The sequence below is a fragment of the Flavobacterium sp. DW-iso2 genome (assembly GCF_058725285.1).
Window position 1 is genome coordinate 41,100 of the sequence record NZ_JBZXDY010000010.1, and the last position, 23,237, is coordinate 64,336.

The window sequence follows — 23,237 nt, forward strand, 5'->3', positions numbered from 1 at the left end:
ATCCAAACAAATATAAGGAATATAGTAAAAAAGTCCCTTTAAAAGGTCATGATTTAAGCGAAATAAAAAATGGTTCCTCCTGTTTTAATTATGTTATGTTGTCGTAATTCTGAAAAGAAGTGTTATTTTTGAGAAAGTTCCAAATGACAATTATTTTCCAGTACGCTGCCGTTTCTATGATAGTATGCTATTTGTAACACTAATATAAATAAAAGTTGCGTTAATCGCATTACATAACAATGAGTATACGTATTCAAAACATAGTTCCTATTCTTAAGGCGAGAGCCTTTGGCAATACTGCAGAAGCGGTTATCGACACTGTTTCGATAGACAGTCGATCGTTACAAAACAGCGCTCATACTTTATTTTTTGCATTGGTTGGCCCTAATAATGATGCGCATGCCTATATTGAAGATTTGATAGCAACAGGGGTTCAAAACTTTGTGGTTTTGCATATTCCGGAAGGATGTGCAGATAAAGCTAATTTTCTAATTGTAGAAAACACCTTGGATGCTTTACAGCAATTTGCCGCCTATTATCGCTGCCTTTTTCATTTTCCCGTTATTGGTTTAACCGGAAGTAATGGAAAAACGATAGTGAAGGAATGGCTCAATTTCCTGCTAAGCCCTGATTTTAATGTGATCCGCAGTCCAAAGAGTTACAATTCTCAGGTGGGTGTCCCCTTATCGATATTTGCCATTAATGAAAAACACAATCTGGGTATTTTTGAAGCAGGGATTTCTACGGTTAACGAAATGGAGAAATTAGAAAAAATTATTCAACCTACCATTGGGATTCTTACAAGTATAGGTTCATCACATGACGAAGGTTTTCTTGATTTAGAAGAAAAAATTAACGAAAAATTAGTTCTTTTTAAGGAGGCCGAAATTGTAATTTACCAAAAAAGAGATCTTGTCGATAAATTGATTCTTCCAAGAACAAAAGCATTTACCTGGAGTTTTAAGAATGCGGAAGCAGATGTTTTTGTTTATAAAAAAGAAACCGAAAATCTAAACACCACAGTATATTACAAATACAAAGGAAACTCCCATGAGTTGATAATCCCATTTCAGGATAAGGCATCCATAGAAAATGCAATCTCTTGTTTAATGGCATTGTTGTATTTTAATTATGATAGTACAACAATTCAATCAAGAATGTTATTGCTTTTTCCTGTGGAAATGCGATTAAAAGTAAAGAATGGTATCAATAATTGCAGTCTTATCGACGACAGTTATAGTTCGGATTTTCAGTCGTTGAAAATAGCATTGGATTTTCTGGAAAGTCAAAAGCAATTTCCCAAGAAGACCGTTATCCTTTCTGATATTTTCCAAAGCGGTTTGTCCAATGAAGAGCTATATTCTAAAGTTTCGCAATTGATTATTTCCAATAATATAAGCCGGGTTATAGGCATTGGAGAAACCATATCGGCATTTAAAGATACCTTCGTCAATTGCATCACGTTTAATAATACGGCTGAATTCATCTCCAATTTTGAAAACCTAGATTTTGCAAATGAAACCATTTTGATAAAAGGGGCAAGGTCATTCCAATTTGAAGAAATCGTTTATTTGCTCGAAGAAAAAACCCATGAGACTGTTCTAGAAATTAACTTGAACGCCATCAGTTATAATCTGAACTTCTTTAAGTCTAAACTGAAACCCAATGTAAAAATTATGGTTATGGTAAAGGCATTCGGTTATGGGAATGGTGGTTTGGAAATCGCCAAATTACTCGAACATCATAAAGTCGATTATCTGGGGGTAGCTTTCGCCGATGAGGGCATTTCGTTAAAGAACGGTGGTATTCATTTGCCAATTATGGTGCTTAATCCTGAGAACACGAGTTTTTCGGCAATTATACAATACCAATTAGAACCAGAAATATATTGTCTAAAAGGGCTTTATGCTTTTTTGAAAATTGCAAAGGAAAAAAACCTGTATCATTTTCCAATCCATATCAAACTGGATACGGGGATGCATCGTCTAGGTTTTGAGGAAGATACAATAGAGGAGCTAATCGCTACTTTAAAGGGGAATGATACCGTTCAAATACGAAGTATTCTATCGCATCTGGCCACAAGTGATGATTTGATTTATCGTGATTTTACACTTTCGCAAATTAAGTTGTTCGATACGATGTCCTCTAGAATTGTGAGGGAATTGGGAATTGACCCGATTCGACATATTTTGAATACTTCTGGAATAAGTAATTACCCAGATTCTCAATTTAACATGGTTCGGCTAGGAATAGGACTTTATGGAGTGTCAAATGATCCTGCGGAGCAAAAATACTTGGAAAACGTGGGTACTTTGAAATCCGTGATTTCACAAATCAGAACGATTACAGCAGGTGAAAGCGTTGGCTACGGTCGAAAGTTTATGGCTGAGAAACCTACTAAGATTGCAACAATACCCATTGGTTATGCAGATGGTATTTCTAGAGGTTGGGGAAATGAGGTAGGATTTGTAAGTATAAAAGATAAAAAAGCAAAGATTTTAGGTAGTATTTGTATGGATATGTTGATGGTTGATGTCACTGAAATTGATTGTACAGAGGGGGATTCGGTGATTATTTTTGGCGAAAGCCCAACGGTTTCTTATATAGCAAAAAAATTAAATACAATACCTTATGAAGTACTAACGAGTATTTCTCAACGTGTAAAAAGAGTATTTTACAGATAATTAACTATTATTGAGGGTAATAATTTTAAATTATGTTAAAAATTTATTAATTTAGATTTTTATAAATAGTAACTAAAAAAAAGATATGGGATTTTTCAGTGATTTTAAAGCATCTTTAATGAAAGGTGATGTGTTAAGTTTAGCTACTGCCGTTGTGATTGGTGGTGCATTTGGTAAGATTGTCAGCTCAGCAGTAGATGATGTAATTATGCCAATTGTTGGTTTGATAACTGGTGGAATTGATTTTACAACAAAATTCATAACACTTGATGGCAATAGTTACGCCGATTTGGCTGCTGCTAAAACAGCAGGAGCTGCCGTAATTACTTATGGGAATCTCGTGCAATCCACTATCAATTTTGTTATTATTGCATTATTTGTCTTTGTCATTTTAAGAGCTGCTGAAAAAGCAAAGAAAAAAGAGGAAGTTGTTGCTACAGTAGCTGCCCCAGCTGGACCAACTCAAGAAGAATTACTAACTCAAATTAGAGATTTGTTAAAAAAATAAGAATACCGCTATACTATATGTTCCACTTAACCATCCGCAAAACGGATGGTTTTTCTTTACTGTTATAATTGTAACATTTTGTTATTTTTTGTGAAGCGTCTTGTTTTGATTTGAATATTACTTACTTTTGCAGTTCAAATTAAGAATTCTATAATAAATATATACTATGAGAATAGCAGTTGTTGGTGCTACCGGAATGGTTGGCGAAGTAATGTTGAAAGTATTGGCAGAGAGAAATTTTCCTGTAACTGAATTAATCCCGGTCGCTTCTGAGAAGTCAGTGGGTAAACTAATTGAATTTAAAGGAAAGAGCTATCCTGTTGTAGGAATGCAAACTGCAGTAGACATGAAAGCAGACATCGCTTTGTTTTCTGCTGGAGGAGAGACTTCTTTAGAGTGGGCTCCAAAGTTTGCTGCTGCCGGAACAACCGTTATCGACAACTCATCAGCATGGAGGATGGATCCTACTAAAAAATTAATCGTTCCTGAAATCAATGCCGCTTCATTGACAAAGGAAGATAAAATCATTGCAAATCCAAACTGTTCTACTATCCAAATGGTATTGGTTTTAGCACCCTTACATAAAAAATACAATATCAAACGCGTGATTGTTTCTACTTACCAGTCTATTACTGGAACAGGAGTGAAGGCCGTGCAACAATTAGAAAATGAATATGCAGGAGTTCAAGGCGAAATGGCGTATAAGTATCCAATTCATAGAAATGCAATTCCACAATGTGATTTATTCGAAGAAAATGGATACACTAAGGAAGAAATGAAACTGGTTCGTGAGACGCAAAAAATATTAGACGATAAAACAATTGCAGTAACTGCTACGGCGGTTCGCGTGCCTATCGTTGGTGGACACAGTGAGGCAGTAAATGTGGAGTTTTCAAATGATTTTGTGGTTTCAGATATTCAAAATATTTTACATCATACTGATGGAGTAGTAGTTCAAGATAACAATGACACCTATACGTATCCGATGCCAATGTATGCTCAAGGAAAAGATGATGTTTTTGTAGGTAGAATTCGTCGTGACGAAAGCCAGGCTAATACATTAAACATGTGGATTGTTGCAGACAACTTGCGTAAAGGAGCCGCGACAAATACAATTCAAATTGCTGAATACCTTATTGCTGCAAAGTTAGTATAAGGCTATAATAGACAGTTTGTTAAGTCTATCTAAGTTAATAATTCTTTATGTTTTATTAATTTAGATAGATTTTTTTTTAAGGTTTACCTACATTTGCACTCTATGAAAAAGATAAAACTATTATTAAGTCTTTCTTTGGCGATGACGGTATTGTTTTCAATACTTTTTCAATCGTTGCATAGTTATGCGCATTTTGTTCAGCAATTCTCGAAAACTGAATGCCACCACAAGTACAATGTAAAACATACCGCCGAAATTACGCACCAACATCACAGCTTTGATGATTGTAAAGTGTGTCATTTTAGTTTTGGTTCTTATATAACTCCTCAAGTATTTCCGTATTCACTTCATTCAAATTACGAACAGACTCCCTATTTCTATGAGAAGGGAAAAACCTTTATTTCGTTTCCTGGTAGTTTGTATTCTCTTCGAGGGCCACCTTCAGTTATTATTTAAATTAAAGTTATTTCCAACCAATTCTTATTGTTTTTTGTTGGGAAGTTTTACTTATTAAATAATTTCAATTCAGTTATCTTTTTAAGATTTCTGTTTGAGCATACTACAATCATTTCTGATGAAAAAAATTATAATTACCCTACTATTAGGGTTTTCAGCGCTGCTTCATGCGCAAAGCAAAGTATCTGGGACAGTATCGAACATAGCAAACCAACCTCTAAAAGGCGTGTCAGTTTATGCGGCAGAATTGCATAAAGGTACTACAACAGATGAAAACGGAAAGTACAGTTTGTCAAATCTTCCTAATGGAAATGTAAAATTGAGTTTTACTTTCGTGGGATTTACAACTGAGAATAAGACAATTAAAGGACTTCAACAAGCAAATACTCTAGATGTGATATTGGAAGAAACCATTTTCGAAATGGATGAGGTAATCGTTTCTACTGCTTTCAATAAAATACAGTCACAAAATGTGATGAAGGTGGAACATGCAACCATCAAGGAATTACAACAAAAAGGAACAGCAACCCTAATTGAAGGCTTGGCAACGATTCCTGGTGTTTCTCAAGTTTCAACTGGAACTTCGATAGGGAAACCAGTAATTCGTGGCTTGAGTGGAAACCGTGTGTTAGTTTATTCTCAAGGAGTCCGAATGGAAAACCAACAGTTTGGAGACGAACATGGTTTGGGATTAAATGATGCAGGAGTAGAAAGCGTTGAGGTAATCAAAGGTCCTGCTTCTTTATTATATGGCTCAGATGCACTGGGCGGCGTTTTGTATTTTAACCCAGAGAAATTTGCCGATGCGAATACGTTTAAAGCTAATTTTAGTCAGAAGTTATTTTCCAATACTTTAGGAAGTAATTCTTCTCTTGGATTAAAAACATCCACAGACAACTGGAAATTTATAACCAGGGGAAGTTATAATACGCATTCTGATTATAGAATATCGGGAGGAGATCGCGTAACCAATACTCGTTATAATGAAACAGATTTTAAAACAGGTATTGGCTACAGCAATTCTAGTTTTTCTTCGGTTCTTCGATACAATTATAACAAACTGGATTTAGGGATTCCAGAGGATGGGATAGCAGAACAAACGTCAAGTAAAAACACTGCATTTCCGAGACAAGGCGTTTTTAATCATCTGTTGAGTTTGAATTCAGTTATCTATCTAAAAGATTCAAAACTAGATATTGATTTGGGGTATATTGCAAATGATCGCTCTGAATATGAAGATAGTAATGTGGCAGGTTTACATATGAAATTGAAAACTTTTAACTACGATGCGAAGTATTATTTGCCTAACATGGGTAAATTGGAATCGATTTTTGGAATTCAAGGAATGCACCAAACCAATACTAATTCAGGCGAAGAATACTTGATTCCAGATGCTGTCACTAATGATTTTGGTGTTTTTGGGACTATTAATTATGAATGGGATAACAACAGTGCACTTCAAGGAGGTTTGCGTTTTGACAATAGAAAAATCACTTCAACCGAAAATGGAATACTGGGAGAAGAAGGTTATTTTAAAGCAGTTGATAAATCCTTTGACAGTTTTAATGCTTCCTTGGGGTACAAAAGGAAGCTTGCTCAGGATTTGACTTTAAGGATGAATCTAGCTTCAGGGTTTAGAGCACCTAATTTAGCCGAGTTAACGTCCAACGGAGTTCACGAAGGGACTAATCGCTACGAAGTAGGAAATAGTGATTTGAAAACAGAGCAAAACGTACAGTCTGATATTAATTTAGAATACAACAACAGTCATTTTGAGTTTTTTGTAAATGGTTTTTACAATCATATCAACAATTATATCTACACTTCGCCAACAGGAGCTGTATTGGATAATAATGATGTGTTCAATTACATTCAAAGCAATGCCAAATTGTATGGAGGAGAAGTTGGTTTGCATTTTCATCCTCATCCATTGGATTGGTTGCATTATGAAACTGCTTTTGAAACCGTTACGGCGAAAAAACAGAACGGAGACTACTTGCCACTGATTCCTGCAAACAATTGGAATAATACGCTTAGAGGTGAATTTAAAGTTAAAGAGTGGCTCGAAGCCGGATTCGCTACTTTTAATGTGAATACAACATTTAACCAAGACAATGTAAGTGGTTTTGAAACCAAATCTAATGGCTATACTTTAATAAATTTAGGCCTTGGCGGAACAGTAAAACTGGGGAAAACTGTTTTTGATGTTAACCTTAACGGAAATAATTTATTCGACAAAAAATACATAGCCCATTTGTCAAGATTAAAAAATGACGGAATCCCGAATATAGGCCGAAACATAGTTGTGGGTGTCAATTTCAATTTATAGAAAAAGTCTAAATAATGAAGCGCTATCCGAAAGGGTAGCGTTTTTTTTGTCATTTAATTTTGAGAGCATTATAGGCTTTTTCGGAAAAGAAAAATTACACGAAGCGTCGCAAAGCAAACGCTAAGTTTCTCAAAGAGTTTTAAACATGTAGAAATTAAGGGTCATTAAATGTTGGGTAGTTTTTTTACCATATAAGTCATATCAGTTTAATGAGTTTTAGGCTTACTTTTTGTAAATCATTGGGATAGTAAGAGACATTAAGAGTTGGCTTAATTTCTTAATGGTTTTAATTGTTTATGGTTTGCATATTTGTGTGGAACCTCAATGCCTCTCTCCGGAACCATTGCGCGTCTCTGTGGAATATATTTCCGTAATGATAAATTAATAAAAAACTTATATGGGTTATATGTTTTAAAATTTCAACCCTATTTTAAATCTAAGTTTCGTATCTTTGTTTATCAAAAACAATAAAAGATTAAACAACTTAATCTTAAACAAAAGCAATAAAAATCAATTAAAGTGCTTAAAACTACAATAAATATTGTTTGGTTTAAAAGAGACCTGCGTTTTACAGATAACGAAGCTTTGTTTAGCGCACAGAACTCAGGATTGCCTTTATTGTTCGTTTATTTCTTTGAACCGAGCGTTATGAATTATGACGATGCTGACGTGCGTCATTGGCGTTTTATATATGAATCCATTCAAGACTTACAAACCAAGTTAAACGCAACAAATTCTAAGCTGTATTTTTTTCACAATGAAGTGGAACCCGTGTTTGTCGAGCTGTTAAAACAGTATGACATAGACACTGTTTTTTCCCATCAAGAAATAGGTAACAAGCTTACTTTTGATAGAGATCTAGCGATGCAGGATTTTTTTCAAAAAAATAATATTAGTTGGAAAGAGTCACAAATGCATGGCGTCATTAGACGATTGAAATCAAGGCAGCATTGGGATAAGCGCTGGGAAGAAGTGATGCGTGCCGAACCTAAAATGAGTGTGATTCAAGATTTCAATTTAATTCAACTAGAGGATGTTTTTTATAGTTCCATAAAAGGAAATTCACTTTCTGAAAGCATTACAAATCCAAATAAAAATTTCCAAAAAGGAGGTGAAAATCTTGCTTGGCGCTATTTAGACAGTTTTGTAAAGGAGCGTTATGTCAATTACAGCATGCATATTTCGAAACCAGCATTGAGCAGAAAAGGCTGTAGCCGCTTGTCTCCTTATTTGGCTTATGGTAATATCAGTATGCGATTGATTTATCAATATACAAATCAGCATTATGAGAATTCTAAAAATAAACGAGCGATTCTTAATTTTGTTTCAAGATTGCATTGGCATTGCCATTTCATGCAAAAATTTGAAGATGAATGCCGCATGGAATTTGAAAATGTAAATAGAGCGTATGACACTTTGGTTAAGCCAAAGAATGAAAACTATATCAAAGCCTGGCAAGAAGGAAAAACGGGAGTGCCTATTGTTGATGCCTGCATGCGATGTTTGGTTGCAACGGGCTATATCAATTTTAGGATGCGCGCCATGGTAGTTTCCTTTTTTACGTTTAATCTGTGGCAAGATTGGCGAGAGTTACATTTTCTTGCAAGACAATTTTTAGACTACGAACCCGGAATTCATTATCCGCAAATCCAAATGCAATCAGGAACAACTGGTATAAATACGATTAGGATTTATAGTCCCATTAAAAACTCTCAAGATCATGATCCTGACGGTGTTTTTATTAAACAATGGTTGCCTGAATTAGCGGAGATTCCAGTTAGTTTAGTTCATGAACCGTGGAAGTTAAATCCAATTGAACAACAATTTTATAGCTGTGAAATAGGGATAGATTATCCCGAACCTATTGTCAATATTGAAGAAACTAGAAAACGGGCTAGTGATATAGTATGGAGTTTCCGTAAGAAAGACGAAGTGAAAGAAGAAGGAAAACGGATTTTGAAAAAGCACGTTTCTAATCCGAATCGAAGAACAAAAAAAACAAAAACATAATGACTATCTTTTTAAAAGCAAATTGGGAAAATATCATAATGGCAAATTATGAAATTGATCCTGCAATACTAATTCCGTTCTTGCCCAAAGGTGTCGAACTCGATTTATATGCAGGGAAGGCTTATGTAAGTTTGGTGGGTTTTATGTTTAAGAAAACCAAACTTTTTAATGTTCCAATTCCGCATTTTGGAACTTTTGAAGAAATTAATTTGCGCTTTTATGTGGTTCGAAAAGAGGGGAATATCGTAAAACGCGGTGTAGTTTTTATCAATGAAACCATTCCGTATCCTATCGTGGCTTGGATGGCGAATAAATTATATAAAGAGCATTATACCGTGGTTCCTACGAAACACGAAATCACATCAGAAAACAAAAGTAAAAAAGTACAGTTTGAGTGGCTTTTAAACAAAAAATGGAATAGTATTTATGTAGAAGCAACCACGGAATCTAAGGTGATGAAAAGTCAATCTTTAGAAAAATTTATATATCAACATTATTACGGCTATACTAAAGTCGACCAAAATAATACCGAAGAATACAAATTGCAACATCCAAGTTGGCGGGTAAATCAAGTGTTAGATTATAAAATGGATTGTGATTTTACGGCGATGTATGGCGATGCCTTTTCGGTTTTAAATACTACAAAACCCGAAGCAGTTTTTATAGCCGAAGGTTCTTCAGTAGGAATAGAATGGAAAAGAAACCGATTAAATCTTGACAATGAAAGGGGTTAAAAAACAAAACTTACCTACTAAAACCTGTTTGGTTTGTCAAAGACCTTTTTCTTGGCGTAAAAAATGGGAAAAGGTTTGGGATGAGGTAAAATATTGTAGTGATAAATGTAGAAGCAACAGAAAAGATGTCAAATAAAACGTTACGATTAGTTCTCGGCGATCAACTAAACAGCAATCATTCCTGGTTTAAAGCTGTAGATGATTCGGTGACTTATGTTATGATGGAAATTCGAACCGAGACCGATTATGCGTCGCACCATATTCAAAAAGTGGTTGGTATTTTTTCTGCAATGAGAAGTTTTAGCAAGGAACTAAAGTTAAATAAGCACAACATAATTTATATCAATCTAGTTGATGTAAACAACTTACAATCATTTGAAAACAACATCGAAAACCTGATTTCAAAACATAATTTTACTCATTTTGAATACCAATTGCCAGATGAATTTCGTGTTGATGAAGCTTTAAAAAATCTGTGTAAAGTAATCGCAATTTCAAGTTCGATCGCTGATTCGGAGCACTTTTTTACAACACGAAATGAATTAGAACACTTTTTTGAAGGGAAGAAAACCTTTGTGATGGAAAATTTTTATAGGATGCTTAGAAAAAAGCATAATATTTTAATGGAAGGCAATCAGCCACTAACCGGCAAGTGGAATTATGATAGCGACAACCGAAAAAAGTTGCCCAAAAATCATAAACCGACACCGCCATTAGTTTTTAATAATACTGTTTCAGAGGTTCTTGATGAAATCAATAAAACAGATATTAAAACCATAGGAAATATTGATGCTGTAAATTTTGTTTGGCCAATTAATCGAGAACAATCTTTGCAATTATTAGATTTTTTTCTAGTAGAATGTTTGCCTTTGTTCGGAAGTTATCAAGATGCGATGTCCTCAAATGAGTGGTCTTTATACCATTCTCGTCTTTCATTTTCTATGAATTTAAAGATGATTTCACCACAAGAAGTTATTGATAAAGCCATAAAAGAGTGGGAAAGTAGGCCTAATGAAATTGAATACAATCAATTAGAAGGTTTCGTCCGGCAAATAATAGGTTGGCGCGAATACATGCGAGGGATTTATTGGCTAAAAATGCCTGAATATGCCAGCATGAATTTTTTTAATAATCAAGAAAAGTTGCCAGATTGGTTTTGGACAGGCAATACTAAAATGAATTGTTTAAAAGATGCTATAAATCAATCGTTGAATTTTGCATATGCCCATCACATTCAGCGATTAATGATAACTGGGAATTTTGCACTTTTAGCTGGAATTCATCCTGATGAATTAGATGCTTGGTATCTCGGAATCTATATTGACGCCATTGAATGGGTCGAAATTACAAATACGCGTGGGATGAGTCAATTTGCAGATGGCGGAATTGTAGGCACAAAACCGTATGTAAGTTCGGCATCTTATATTAATAAAATGAGCCATTATTGTGGCAGTTGTTTTTATAACAAACAACTTAAAACAGGCGAAAAAGCTTGTCCTTTTAATAGTTTATACTGGAATTTTTATGATAAAAATGAAGATAAATTAGCAAAAAACCCAAGGATAGGAATGATGTATAATGTTTGGAAAAAAATGGAACCAGAAGCAAAGGCAGCCTTATTAGAACAAGCAGATTATTATCTAAAAAAAATAAATGAATTATGAAAACGGCTATAGTTTGGTTTACAACTGATTTACGATTATATGATAATGAAGCGCTTAAAAGAGCAATTACTCAAAGTGAAAGTGTTATCCCTGTTTATTGTTTTGATGATTCCCATTTTGAAACTTCCCAATATGGTTTTAAAAAATCAGGTAATTTTCGAACGCAGTTTTTATTGGAATCATTACAAGATTTAGATGATAATTTACGAAAAATGGGTTCGGGCTTGATTATTTTAAAAGGAAAGCCAGAAGTTGAAATCCCGAAAATTGTAGCAGAATATAGAGTTCGAAAAGTTTTTGCCAAAAGAGAAGTAGCATTTGAAGAAAAACAAACAGAAAGCGTGGTTCAAACGGCACTTTTCAAATTGCGTTGTGAACTAGATACTTATAGTACGAGTACTTTGTATCATGCAGAAGATCTGCCGTTTTCGCTAAAAGACATTCCGGATGTTTTTACCACTTTTAGGAAGAAAACAGAATTAGATGCCGCCGTAAGAAATGTTTTTGACCAACCAATAACAATTGTTTCTCCAGAAATTCCGGAATTAATTTTACCTACTTTAAAAGATTTAGGATTACATTTTTCTCCAATAGATTCTCGTGCAGCCATTCAATTTAAAGGCGGAGAAACAGAAGCGATGAAGCGATTAAATCATTATTTTTTTGAAACAAAAAGCTTATCGGCATATAAGGAAACTAGAAACGGAATGGTAGGTGAAGATTATTCGTCAAAATTTTCGGCTTGGTTGGCTTTGGGATGTATTTCACCGAGAACAATTTATCATGAAATAAAAAAATATGAAAAGGAATATGGCGCTAACGAATCTACATATTGGTTGATTTTTGAGTTGTTGTGGCGTGATTTTTTTCGATTTATGTTTAAAAAACACCAAACTAAATTTTTCTTATATTCTGGTATTAAAGGCGATAAAGTCAACTCAAAATCCTTGAATAAAAAGTTACTTTCTCAGTGGATAAATGGCACAACTCCTTCTGAGTTTATCAATGCTAATATGCTTGAATTAAAAAAAACTGGGTTTATGAGCAATAGAGGCCGACAAAATGTGGCGAGTTATTTTTGTAACGAACTCAATATGGACTGGCGCATTGGCGCAGCTTATTTTGAGTCGCAGTTAATAGATTATGATGTGTGCAGTAACTGGGGGAATTGGGCGTACTTGGCAGGAGTAGGTAATGATCCAAGAAAACACCGTTACTTCAACATTGAAAAACAGGCTAATGATTATGATAAGGATAGGGCGTTCCGTGATTTGTGGTTGCAGTAGTTTTTTGTTCCGCAAAGAGTCACAAAGCAAGCGCAAAGATGCACTAACTTTTTTTACCATATAAGACCTATAAGTTTAGGAGCTATTTCAGATTGGTTTTTCGAATCGATTGATATTTATTACCTGTTGGCTTAATTCTCTTAATTCCTTAATGGTTTTATTTTTTTAAAATTTGTGTGTCTCTGCGTTGCCTCTGCGCTTCTCTGTGAAATATATTTTATCCACACTAAATTAAAGAAACTGATATGACTTATATGTTTTAAAATTAGTAACAATAAACGACTTTTAACGACCAATCTTACTAACGCCTTTCTTCCTACGAGGAAGCCAGAGATTTTCCTTATTTTTGTTAACCAATATAAAAGATTTTAATGAAAAAACTAATTTTAATAATGGCAGTATTACCTTCAATAGCTTCTTTTGGACAAAACCAAAAACCAATGCACTATCCAGAGACCAAAAAAGGAGAAACGGTAGACCAATATTTTGATGCCAAAGTAGCTGACCCGTATCGTTGGTTAGAAGACGATCGCTCTGCAGAAACCGCGGCTTGGGTTAAGGCCGAAAACGAAGTGACTTATGGTTATTTAAACCAAATTCCTTTTCGCGATGCGCTTAAAAACCGCATGGAGAAACTGTGGAATTACGAAAAAATAGGCTCACCCTCGAAAGAAGGAAACTTTACCTACTACTCTAAAAATAACGGGTTGCAAAATCAGTCCGTCATGTATAGAAAAGATGCTTCGGGGAAAGAACAGATTTTCTTAGATCCTAATACTTTTTCTAAAGACGGAACAACCTCACTAGGAGGAATCGATTTTTCTAAAGATGGCGCAACTGTAGCTTATGCCATTTCAGAAGGGGGAAGCGACTGGAGAAAAGTGATTATTATGGATGCATTATCTAAGAAAATAATAGAAGACACATTGATTGATGTCAAATTCAGTGGATTGTCTTGGAGAGGAAACGAAGGTTTCTATTATTCGAGTTACGAGAAACCAAAAGGAAGCGAATTGTCTGCTAAGACAGACCAACATAAATTGTATTTTCATAAACTGGGAACGGCTCAAAAAGAGGATAAAGTAATTTTTGGCGCTGACCAAAAGCGTAGGTATGTAGGAGGTTATGTTACAGAGGATGATCGCTATTTAGTGATTTCGGCAGCTAATTCTACCTACGGTAACGAATTGTATATTAAAGATTTAACGGTAGAAAATAGCCCTATAGTTACTATTGTGGATAATTTCAACAGTGATAATAATATAATTGATAGCGAAGGAACAAAGTTATTTATTGTAACCGACTTAAATGCACCCAATAAACGCATTGTAACTACAGATTTTAGTACACCCACGCCATTAAACTGGGTTGATTTTATTCCAGAGACAGAGAATGTATTGTCCCCTTCGACAGGAGCAGGTTTTTTCTTTGCTAATTATATGAAAGATGCCGTTTCGGTAGTGAAACAATATGATTATAATGGGAAACTGATTCGTGAGATTCAGTTGCCTGGATTAGGATCTGCGGGTGGTTTTGGCGGAAAGAAAAAAGAGGAAACGCTGTATTATTCGTTCACTAATTATACTACGCCAGGAACGATTTACTCTTTTGAACCTAAAGCAGGAAAATCAGGGGTTTATGCACAGCCAAAGGTGGACTTTAAAAACGATGATTTTGAATCCAAACAAGTATTTTATACCTCCAAAGACGGTACTAAAATACCAATGATTATTACTTACAAAAAAGGATTGAAATTAAACGGTAAAAACCCAACGATGCTTTATGGTTATGGCGGTTTTAACGTGAGTCTAACCCCAGCTTTTAGCATTGCTAATGCGGTGTGGATGGAAAACGGAGGCGTTTATGCCGTACCAAGTTTAAGAGGTGGTGGTGAATATGGGAAAAAATGGCACGATGCAGGAACTAAAATGCAAAAACAAAATGTATTTGATGATTTCATCGCCGCTGCCGAATACCTGATTGCTGAAAAATACACTTCCTCAGATTTTCTTGCCATTCGTGGTGGGTCAAATGGAGGTTTGCTAGTAGGTGCAACGATGACTCAGCGTCCAGAATTGATGAAAGTAGCTTTGCCTGCAGTGGGAGTGATGGACATGTTGCGTTACCATACTTTTACCGCAGGCGCAGGTTGGGCTTATGATTATGGAACCGCTCAAGACAGCAAAGAAATGTTTGAATATATCAAAGGCTATTCTCCGGTACACAACGTAAAGGCAGGGATTCATTATCCCGCAACTATGGTGACCACAGGGGATCACGATGATAGAGTAGTGCCAGCACATAGTTTTAAATTTGCAGCAGAGTTACAGGAAAAACAAACAGGGACTAACCCAACATTAATTCGAATTGATGTGAAAGCAGGTCATGGTGCAGGGAAGTCAGTGGCGGCGAGCATTCAGGAAAATGTGGATATCCAGGCTTTTACACTTTATAATATGGGTTTCAAAGCATTGCCGAAATCGAGATAATTTAGATTTTATTAGGAGCTATTTCCCGCTTTCCGCTGTATCTCTTGTTATCTCGTAAAAACGAGAAAACAAGAGGATGCCGCTTCAATCAGGGCTAGGGAATAGACACACAACAAGTATTTTTTATAACAAAAACGTCAATCGGAAGATTGGCGTTTTGTATTTGCACTAACTATAACTGAATGCGTTTTTTTTATAAGTCGGAAAGTAATATTTTAGACAAGCGCTCGTCGTGTGCATAGATATCTTCATAAAAATGGATTTCCCGCTCGCTATCAACCCAGGCGGTGAAATAACCAATATATACTGGTATTTGGGTTCTTAGATTATAAGTTTTCTCGACTTCTCGATTCATGGCTGCATCTATTTTTTCTACAGTCCAGTTTTTATCACCCTCTAAAACTTTGATTGCTAAATCTCTTGGACGTGCTACTCGAATGCAACCATGGCTAAATGCCCTTTGTTCCTTGTCAAATAGAGTTTTTGAAGGGGTGTCATGCATATAAATAATATGAGAGTTTGGAAAAACAAATTTCACTTTACCCAAGGCATTTTGTTCTCCCGGCCTTTGTCGCACGCGGTTTCCAACCCATTCCATATCGTGTTTGGCCAGATAGTTGCTGTTTTTGGCAATAGCCGGCAAAATTTCTTTTCTTAAGATACTTGGAGGTACATTCCAGTAGGGACTAAATATAATTTGGTTCATCTGACCACTAAAAACGGCTGTTTTATTCATGGATTTTCCCACGACCACTTTAGAGACAAGTACAGGCTTGCCTTCTTTAAAATAGGTAAGGGTAAAAGAAGGGATATTGACCACTATCGATTGTTGTGTTTGTGTCAAGCTAGGCGAGATCCATCTGGAGCGCTCCATATTGACCATGATAGTCTTGATGCGAGCGTGAACGTTAATATTCATGCTGCTGATATGTTTGGGCAACAATAAAGAATCGGTGGTGAATGCGTTGCGCTCTTTGTATTTTAGAAGCCCTTCTAATAGCTCAGTGTCAAATATGTTTTTTTGAGAATCAATTTTTAAGTCTCGGGTAATAAACAAGCGTTTTCTAACTTGTAAGATAACGTCAGAAGTATCTCCAGGTTTCAGAGATTTTATTGTTTTTGGAAAGACAATTGGGTCCCAGCCTCCATTTTTTTCAATGTTGCGGTAATTTTGAAGAGCATCTTTTAAAAGATAATATTGCCCAGGAAGGTCTTTAAGTTGTTTGTTAATCAGGCTCGGATCTTGGAGTAAAGAGTCTAGTCGATTCACATACGATTGTTTTTTTCGAGGAAGGTACCAACCCAGTTCTACTGTTTGTTTCGTATCTATTCCCTTAAACACGCGGTCAGCATAAAAAAAATAAAGAGAAGACATCAGCAATTCCACTTCCACATCTGACTTTTCCATATTTTCTGCGTCCTGAAAAATGGTTTGTAATTTCTCGGCATAAGGCACGCGGGTTTTTATTCCTTCCTGCTCTAAATTATTTACCTTACTGTATAACAAAGCTGCAAACTCATTCATGCCGCTACCATCATGCCAAAGGAACTCGTAATTGTGTTTTCTGTAGAGTTGGACAACTTCTGGTTTTAGGTATTTGAATTTTGGGTATTTAGCAAAAAAAGGAGCTACTAATGTACTGTCAAAAGGAATTGGGGGAAAGGAAGGGATTTTTTGGTAACTAAGAGAAACAGAAGCAGTCGCATGGCTACTCGCTTTTGCAGGAGTAGGAAGTCCGACTATTAGAAAGCAGTTTATTAAAAAAACAGAAATGACAAGTATACGTTTCATGTCAATATATTTATAGAGTCAACTATAAATATACAAAAAAATGGGGAGAATTTGGAAGGATTGAATTCACAAAGTCCAAGTTATAAAACAAGGGGTCAAGAACAATCCTATCCAGAATATCTACTGTGTGCTATCGCTGTGAATGGCTATTTTATAAATAACAATGATGCTAACTCATCGTCTCTATTATAGATGTCTTCATAAAAATGAATTTCTCCTTTGTCATCGGCCCAAGTGGTAAAATAGCCAATGTAAACTGGGATTTTGTCTTTGAGTGTGTACCATTTTTCTTCTCCGCTATTCATGGCTTCTCTAATCTTTTGCTCATTCCATTTTTTATCATTTTTCAAGATAAGAGTTGCTAATTCGATGGGTTTTGCTACTCGAATGCAGCCGTGGCTGAAGGCTCTGTCTTCTTTATTGAATAGACTTTTTGCAGGAGTATCGTGTAAATAAATAGCATTCGAATTAGGAAACAAAAATTTTATTAATCCCAATGAGTTTTTAGGTCCCGGCTTTTGTCGCACGTAATCGCCATGCCACTCCATATTGTGTTCTTCCAAATAATTTGCGTTTTTTTCAATACCTGGAAGAATTTCTTTTTCCAAAATACTCTTTGGGACATTCCAATAAGGACTGAATACGATTGATTTCATGGGTGCGCTAAAAATGACGGTTTGATTCATCACTTTTCCCACTACAACATTAGATCTTAATTCGGGTACACCGTTTCTAAAATACGTTAACTGATAAGCAGGAATGTTAATAGCAATCAATTCTTTTGCTTTGGTGATGTCGTTTGAAACCCAGCGGCAGCGTTCCATGTTGACAATAAGTGTTTTGATGCGTTTCTCTACAGGGATGTTCATTTCTTTGATATGTTCGGGAAGAATTTTAGTATCCGCATTATTGCCGCTTCTGTTTTTGTATTTTGAAACTCCGGCGGCGAGATCTTTATCATATACGGCACTTTTAGAATCTTTAGACAGATCTCCCGTAATAAATAGTCGCTGTCTTATCTGTGCTATTGTGCTTGAGCTGTCACCTATGTTATAAGATCTCACATCAGAATCGATCGTTATGGTTTTCCAGCCTCCTTGTTGTTCTATTTGGCGGTATTTTTTTAGTACGTTTTTTAGTAAAAAATATTGACTTAATACGCCTTTCTCATCTTTGTTTATTAAAGTTGGGTCGATCAAGAGAGAATCAAGATACGTACCATACGATTGTTTTTTTCGCGGTAGGTACCATTCCATTTCGGTAGACTTTTTAGCGTCTAAGCCATGATATACATTATCGGCATAAAAAAAATAAAGCGCTGAGTGCAGTAATTCAGTTTCAACATTTGGTTTGTGCTTTTCATCAAAATTTTGATAAACGGCATCTAGTTTATCTTTATAAGGAACAGTATCTTGGATTCCTTCTTCTCTCAGGTTAATCAGTTTATTGTGTAATAAATTAGCAAACTCATTTATCCCGTTGTGATCATACCACACATAGTGAAATTGATGTTTTCGGTACAATGTCTCCACATCAGATTGGTATTCCTTTAACTTTGGATGCTTGGTAAAAAAAGTTTGTACTAGCGTACTATCAAAAGAAGTTTCGATTTCGTCTGGAATAGCATGCACGACAATGTCTTTCTTTTTACAGGATACTGTTGTAACTAAAAGTAGGAAACAAACAAATGCGATGGATAAATATAACTTTCTCATAGTATGGGGCTTATACTTTCTTTTAAAAGTGATGCTAAAATACATTAAAATTGTTTGCAATATTACAAGGTTACTCTTGGTATGATGATTTGGAAAATTAAATAAACGCAACGAATTTTATATTTAATTAATTTTCAGCTGCTTAAATTGTTTAGTGGTGTACTAAATAATAATAGTGCGATTTTAAAATGATAGAATACTCTTATTCTGTGACATCAGAAAACAATAAATCAGCTAGGCGATCGTCTCTTTGGTATAGATCGTTATAAAAGTTAATCACTCCATCATCAGAAACCCAGGCAGTGAAGTAGCCAATATATATCGGAATTTTATTTTTCAGGACATGAATGGTCTGTTTCTCCCCTTTCATCGCTTCATTTATGCTTGCTGCAGTCCAGTTTGGATCATCTCTCAGCAGCAGAATTGCCAGTTCTTTGCCTTTGTCCATATTGATACAACCATGACTAAATGCGCGGTAATCAAATTCAAATAAACTTTTATATGGTGTATCGTGTAAATAAATGTCATTAGAATTCGGAAACATAAATTTAACCAATCCCATTGGATTTTTTACTCCTGGTCTTTGTATGATGTTGCCATTGTTCCATTCCATTTCGTGAGATTCAAGATAATTTTTGTCTTGAAATATTGCCTGTTTTATTTCGTTTTCGATGATACTTCTTGGGACAGTCCAATACGGACTAAAAACAATCGAACTAATGGAACCACTGAAAACGACTGTTTCGGTCATGTCTTTACCTACTAAAAGATTAGATTCTAGTTCTTTTTTGCCGTTTTTTATATAATTCAGTTTAAAAGCCGGAATATTTATAAATATATATTCAGGTACTTTTGTAAATTTGGGATCAATCCATCGACAACGTTCCATATTCACTATAATAGTACTGATGAGTTTCTCTATTGGAATATTCATTCGTTGTGCTTGCCAAGTCGAAAGTATTTTATTGGTTTTGTATCCGTTTCTTTTTTTGAAATTCATGACACCTTCCATCAGTTCCTCGTCATAGAGGTTGCTTTTAGAATCCCGCTTTAAATCTCCCATAACAGCAAGATGATGCCTGATTTGACCAATGGTTTTTGAGCTATCATTATGTTTGTAATATTCTATTGAGGGATCTATGTCAATAGGATCCCAATCACCGCTTTGTTCTATCGCTCTATATTTTTTCAGGACGTCACGAAGTTTGTAATATTGAGTAAATAGCTGTTTCTCGTTTTTACTTAATAGTTGAGGGTCCGTTAAAAGGGAATCTAATAAATTATCATATGAAATGTTTTTTCGGGGCAAAAACCATCCGATGTCGGTGGTTTTAGCGACATCAATCCCTTGGAATACTTTTTTTGCATAGTAAACATACACAGTGGTTAGTAGTATTTCTGTATCAGTTTTGGAAATTTTATTTGAAGCATTAGCATTAAATATTCCGTTAATGATCGAAGCATAAGCCAGGGTAGATTTCAGACCTTCTTCTTCGAGGGAATTGACTTTCGAATAAAGCATATCAGCAAATTCAATAAGGCCTTTGTTATCATACCAGATTGAATTGTAATTCCGGTTTTTATATAAAGTAACTACATCAGATTCGTATTTTTTTAAATCGGGATATTTTTCAAAAAAAACCTTGAGAATAGTCTTGTCAATGGGGATTGCTAATTTTTCATCAGGTGTTGTTTGAAAAATTTTGACAATAGAAATCATCTTTGCCGGTATATCGTCATTTCTGTAATGATAAAAAGCGGCAAGTGAAAAACCAAATAAAACAACTACAATCGATAAAAAGAAATTTTTCACAATACAATCATTTACATAAAGGTAAAGAATTATGTCCTTGGTATAAAATAATTAGTGATTAAGAAGAGTTTACAGGAGGTTTTTGATTGATTTGATACTGTTTTTCTATTTTTTCTTTCAAAGAGCAGAAGTTTTTCTATTTTTATCTAAATTCTAAGCTCATGAGAAAAATCATTTTCGTTCTAGTTCTAATTGTAGTGTCATGTAAGCCAATTAAAGATACTTTCGTTTCAGATAACAATAAAGTCAATGTGCTACTTGATTCTTGGCATAAAGCCGCAGCAGATGTAAAGTATGATTCCTATTTTGAAAAGATGACCGAGGATGCTGTTTTCATCGGGACAGATGCGACAGAGAATTGGGGTAAACCTGCCTTTCAGGCATTTGCCAAACCTTATTTTGATAAAGGGAAGGCTTGGAATTTTACAGCATTGGAGCGCCATATTTATTTCGATAAAACAAAAGAAGTTGCTTGGTTTGATGAATTGCTGAATACGCAAATGAAAATTTGTCGCGGGTCAGGAGTATTGATAAAAATAGATGGTGAATGGAAAATCAAACATTATGTTTTATCGATGACTGTCCCCAATGAAAATGTAAATGAAGTTATTAAAATCAAAGCGCCCATAGAAGACAAACTTATGTCGGGTTACAATAAGTCGAACCAATAGCCAAATAATTTGCTGCAAATGGTGCTTTTTTACGGGGTCTTCTGTGCTTCGTATTAATTTTTCTTTCGTTCTGCGGTCGGTCTTATATATTTCGTTAATTTTGCAAAAATATTTGAAAAATCGTGGGAAGCAAAAATAAATTAAAAAGGTTCAAGGAAAACGAAACATTTACCAATGTTTTTCAACCAACAAGAGAAGAAGTAGTGGGTGATTTGTTTCCTTTAAAAGGGAAATGGAATTCAGATTTCTTTAAAAATGATAACCCGGTTGTCTTGGAATTAGGTTGTGGTAAAGGGGAATATTCTGTTGGTCTAGCCGAAAGATATCCCAATAAGAATTTCGTTGGAATTGATATTAAAGGAGCTCGTTTTTGGCGTGGTGCTAAAACTGCTGTGGAGACAGGGTTGCATAACGTAGCTTTTATTCGAACTCAAATCGAATTAATCAATCATATTTTTGCCGAAAATGAAGTAGATGAAATCTGGATTACTTTTCCGGATCCTCAAATAAAATACAAACGCACTAAACATAGAATGACAAACTCTGAGTTTTTGCAATTGTATAAAAAAGTACTTAAAAAAGAGGGTGTTGTAAATCTTAAAACAGATAGTGAGTTCATGCATGGGTATACACTTGGTTTACTCCATGGTGAAGGGCACGAAGTTTTGTATGCAAATCACAACGTATATGTTAATGAAGGAAGTCCGGAGGAAGTAACTGCTTTCCAGACTTTTTATGAAAAACAATATTTGGAAGTTAACAAAGCAATTACGTATATTCGATTTAAAATCAAAGAGTAATCATTTTTTTAAAGTTTGAATTGGTAGCCTTTTGTAAATACTGACACCTTGCCTATGAATTTAATTATATCTTTACTTTCCGGTTTCATTACTGCTTTAATAGGGATTACTCCACCAGGATTGCTCAATATGACGGCAGCTAAAGTGAACTTGAAAGAAGGGAAAAGAAACGCCTTTTGGTTTGTATTTGGGGCGGTAATAATTATTTTTTTTCAAGCCTATTTAGCTATATTGTTTGCCCGCGTGATAAACATTCGGCCAGATATAGTAATTCTATTGCGGGAGATAGGTTTCGCGATTTTTGGTGCTTTGACGGTTTATTTTTTATGGATAGCTAAAAAACCAAAAATCAAAAAGGCGAAGATTGTAAAAAGTAGTAAAAAGACACGTTTTTTTCTTGGAATGCTACTCTCGGCTCTTAATTTTTTTCCAATCCCGTATTATGTTTTTGTCAGTATAACATTGTCTTCTTATAATATTTTTTCTTTCAATGAGAGCTCAATTCTTACTTTTGTCATTGGCTCGGTATTAGGATCTACGTTAGTTTTTTATTTTTACATTACCTTCTTTCAAAAAATAGAAGACAAAGCGGATTATCTATTGCGGAATATGAATACTATTATTGGTAGTATAACGGGTGCTGTTTCGATAATTACTTTATTCAATATCATAAGATATTACTTAAGTTAGTTCAGTAGGTTCTTTCTGATTGATCTGTTTCATTTTAATAACTTAAAACTATGTCAAACGAGAATTTTTTCGAAAGGGTTTATGCCGTTGCAAGACAAATTCCTTACGGAAAAGTGACTTCTTATGGTGCTATTGCAAAAGCGTTAGGAACCGCCCGTTCAGCAAGAATGGTGGGTTGGGCAATGAACGCTTCACATAACTTGGAAGATGTTCCTGCTCATCGGGTGGTGAATAGAAACGGATTGCTTACCGGAAAATTCCATTTTGAAGGGACTAATCTCATGCAGCAATTATTAGAAAGTGAAGGAATTGAAGTAGTCGAAAATCAAATCATTCATTTTGATGAGCATTTTTGGGAACCGCCAATGACTGAATAGGAATCTGAATTCAATTGATTAAAAAGTTTATATAACAGAGACATTCATTCATTAATTAGTAAG

Annotated in this window: 18 protein-coding genes; 15 read left to right on the forward strand and 3 right to left on the reverse strand. The window is 35.0% G+C overall.

Going from position 1 to position 23,237, the window contains the following annotated elements; genetic code table 11:
- Window positions 1–239: 239 nt before the first annotated feature.
- The 11 genes from AC4PRO_RS09080 (at window position 240) to AC4PRO_RS09130 (ending at window position 15,316) form a co-directional block, all read left to right on the forward strand.
- Window positions 240–2,684, forward strand: coding sequence for a bifunctional UDP-N-acetylmuramoyl-tripeptide:D-alanyl-D-alanine ligase/alanine racemase (locus AC4PRO_RS09080; RefSeq protein ID WP_492117121.1), 2,445 nt, complete (start codon window positions 240–242; stop codon window positions 2,682–2,684).
- An 85-nt stretch (window positions 2,685–2,769) separates the two neighbouring features.
- The gene (gene mscL, locus AC4PRO_RS09085; protein ID WP_492117122.1) at window positions 2,770–3,192 is read left to right on the forward strand and encodes a large conductance mechanosensitive channel protein MscL; all 423 of its coding nucleotides are present in this window, start codon (window positions 2,770–2,772) and stop codon (window positions 3,190–3,192) included.
- A gap of 166 nt (window positions 3,193–3,358) precedes the next feature.
- On the forward strand, window positions 3,359–4,348 hold the full coding sequence (locus tag AC4PRO_RS09090; protein WP_492117123.1) for an aspartate-semialdehyde dehydrogenase: 990 nt from the start codon (window positions 3,359–3,361) through the stop codon (window positions 4,346–4,348).
- 102 nt (window positions 4,349–4,450) lie between these two features.
- Window positions 4,451–4,804: a hypothetical protein gene (locus AC4PRO_RS09095; protein WP_492117124.1), complete on the forward strand. Its 354-nt coding sequence runs from the start codon at window positions 4,451–4,453 to the stop codon at window positions 4,802–4,804.
- 118 nt (window positions 4,805–4,922) lie between these two features.
- Complete coding sequence (locus AC4PRO_RS09100) at window positions 4,923–7,133, forward strand: TonB-dependent receptor (RefSeq protein ID WP_492117125.1); 2,211 nt, start codon at window positions 4,923–4,925, stop codon at window positions 7,131–7,133.
- Window positions 7,134–7,652: 519 nt separating this feature from the next.
- Entirely contained in the window at window positions 7,653–9,143 is a 1,491-nt protein-coding gene (locus tag AC4PRO_RS09105; protein ID WP_492117126.1) for a cryptochrome/deoxyribodipyrimidine photo-lyase family protein, read from the forward strand.
- Window positions 9,143–9,877, forward strand: a complete 735-nt coding sequence (locus tag AC4PRO_RS09110) for a YqjF family protein (RefSeq protein WP_492117127.1) — start codon at window positions 9,143–9,145, stop codon at window positions 9,875–9,877. Before AC4PRO_RS09105 ends, AC4PRO_RS09110 begins: the two co-directional genes overlap by 1 nt.
- Window positions 9,864–10,013, forward strand: coding sequence for a DUF2256 domain-containing protein (locus AC4PRO_RS09115; protein WP_492117128.1), 150 nt, complete (start codon window positions 9,864–9,866; stop codon window positions 10,011–10,013). The genes AC4PRO_RS09110 and AC4PRO_RS09115 overlap by 14 nt, the downstream gene beginning before the upstream one ends.
- On the forward strand, window positions 10,003–11,541 hold the full coding sequence (locus AC4PRO_RS09120; protein WP_492117129.1) for a cryptochrome/photolyase family protein: 1,539 nt from the start codon (window positions 10,003–10,005) through the stop codon (window positions 11,539–11,541). The genes AC4PRO_RS09115 and AC4PRO_RS09120 overlap by 11 nt, the downstream gene beginning before the upstream one ends.
- On the forward strand, window positions 11,538–12,827 hold the full coding sequence (locus AC4PRO_RS09125) for a DASH family cryptochrome (protein WP_492117130.1): 1,290 nt from the start codon (window positions 11,538–11,540) through the stop codon (window positions 12,825–12,827). Before AC4PRO_RS09120 ends, AC4PRO_RS09125 begins: the two co-directional genes overlap by 4 nt.
- 392 nt (window positions 12,828–13,219) lie before the next feature.
- On the forward strand, window positions 13,220–15,316 hold the full coding sequence (locus AC4PRO_RS09130; protein ID WP_492117169.1) for a prolyl oligopeptidase family serine peptidase: 2,097 nt from the start codon (window positions 13,220–13,222) through the stop codon (window positions 15,314–15,316).
- A gap of 193 nt (window positions 15,317–15,509) precedes the next feature.
- Here the strand turns inward: AC4PRO_RS09130 and AC4PRO_RS09135 are convergent, their stop codons facing one another.
- From AC4PRO_RS09135 to AC4PRO_RS09145, 3 genes are all read right to left on the reverse strand, one after another.
- Entirely contained in the window at window positions 15,510–17,108 is a 1,599-nt protein-coding gene (locus AC4PRO_RS09135) for a L,D-transpeptidase family protein (protein ID WP_492117131.1), read from the reverse strand.
- Window positions 17,109–17,254: 146 nt separating this feature from the next.
- Entirely contained in the window at window positions 17,255–18,823 is a 1,569-nt protein-coding gene (locus AC4PRO_RS09140) for a L,D-transpeptidase family protein (RefSeq protein WP_492117132.1), read from the reverse strand.
- Between the two features lie 202 nt (window positions 18,824–19,025).
- On the reverse strand, window positions 19,026–20,636 hold the full coding sequence (locus tag AC4PRO_RS09145; protein ID WP_492117133.1) for a L,D-transpeptidase family protein: 1,611 nt from the start codon (window positions 20,634–20,636) through the stop codon (window positions 19,026–19,028).
- 161 nt (window positions 20,637–20,797) lie between these two features.
- Between AC4PRO_RS09145 and AC4PRO_RS09150 the strand changes: the two genes are divergently transcribed.
- From AC4PRO_RS09150 to AC4PRO_RS09165, 4 genes are all read left to right on the forward strand, one after another.
- Window positions 20,798–21,307, forward strand: a complete 510-nt coding sequence (locus tag AC4PRO_RS09150; protein WP_492117134.1) for a nuclear transport factor 2 family protein — start codon at window positions 20,798–20,800, stop codon at window positions 21,305–21,307.
- Window positions 21,308–21,429: 122 nt separating this feature from the next.
- Entirely contained in the window at window positions 21,430–22,107 is a 678-nt protein-coding gene (trmB, locus tag AC4PRO_RS09155; RefSeq protein ID WP_074724028.1) for a tRNA (guanosine(46)-N7)-methyltransferase TrmB, read from the forward strand.
- 54 nt (window positions 22,108–22,161) lie between these two features.
- On the forward strand, window positions 22,162–22,797 hold the full coding sequence (locus tag AC4PRO_RS09160) for a LysE family transporter (RefSeq protein WP_074724029.1): 636 nt from the start codon (window positions 22,162–22,164) through the stop codon (window positions 22,795–22,797).
- 50 nt (window positions 22,798–22,847) lie between these two features.
- The gene (locus AC4PRO_RS09165; protein WP_492117135.1) at window positions 22,848–23,174 is read left to right on the forward strand and encodes an MGMT family protein; all 327 of its coding nucleotides are present in this window, start codon (window positions 22,848–22,850) and stop codon (window positions 23,172–23,174) included.
- Window positions 23,175–23,237: the final 63 nt, after the last annotated feature.

Coding starts and splice junctions, on each gene's coding strand:
- AC4PRO_RS09080 (WP_492117121.1), top strand. CDS start 240: ATGAGTATACGTATTCAAAACATAGTTCCTATTCTTAAGGCGAGAGCC.
- mscL (WP_492117122.1), top strand. CDS start 2,770: ATGGGATTTTTCAGTGATTTTAAAGCATCTTTAATGAAAGGTGATGTG.
- AC4PRO_RS09090 (WP_492117123.1), top strand. CDS start 3,359: ATGAGAATAGCAGTTGTTGGTGCTACCGGAATGGTTGGCGAAGTAATG.
- AC4PRO_RS09095 (WP_492117124.1), top strand. CDS start 4,451: ATGAAAAAGATAAAACTATTATTAAGTCTTTCTTTGGCGATGACGGTA.
- AC4PRO_RS09100 (WP_492117125.1), top strand. CDS start 4,923: ATGAAAAAAATTATAATTACCCTACTATTAGGGTTTTCAGCGCTGCTT.
- AC4PRO_RS09110 (WP_492117127.1), top strand. CDS start 9,143: ATGACTATCTTTTTAAAAGCAAATTGGGAAAATATCATAATGGCAAAT.
- AC4PRO_RS09115 (WP_492117128.1), top strand. CDS start 9,864: ATGAAAGGGGTTAAAAAACAAAACTTACCTACTAAAACCTGTTTGGTT.
- AC4PRO_RS09120 (WP_492117129.1), top strand. CDS start 10,003: ATGTCAAATAAAACGTTACGATTAGTTCTCGGCGATCAACTAAACAGC.
- AC4PRO_RS09125 (WP_492117130.1), top strand. CDS start 11,538: ATGAAAACGGCTATAGTTTGGTTTACAACTGATTTACGATTATATGAT.
- AC4PRO_RS09130 (WP_492117169.1), top strand. CDS start 13,220: ATGGCAGTATTACCTTCAATAGCTTCTTTTGGACAAAACCAAAAACCA.
- AC4PRO_RS09135 (WP_492117131.1), bottom strand. CDS start 17,108: ATGAAACGTATACTTGTCATTTCTGTTTTTTTAATAAACTGCTTTCTA.
- AC4PRO_RS09140 (WP_492117132.1), bottom strand. CDS start 18,823: ATGAGAAAGTTATATTTATCCATCGCATTTGTTTGTTTCCTACTTTTA.
- AC4PRO_RS09150 (WP_492117134.1), top strand. CDS start 20,798: ATGAGAAAAATCATTTTCGTTCTAGTTCTAATTGTAGTGTCATGTAAG.
- AC4PRO_RS09160 (WP_074724029.1), top strand. CDS start 22,162: ATGAATTTAATTATATCTTTACTTTCCGGTTTCATTACTGCTTTAATA.
- AC4PRO_RS09165 (WP_492117135.1), top strand. CDS start 22,848: ATGTCAAACGAGAATTTTTTCGAAAGGGTTTATGCCGTTGCAAGACAA.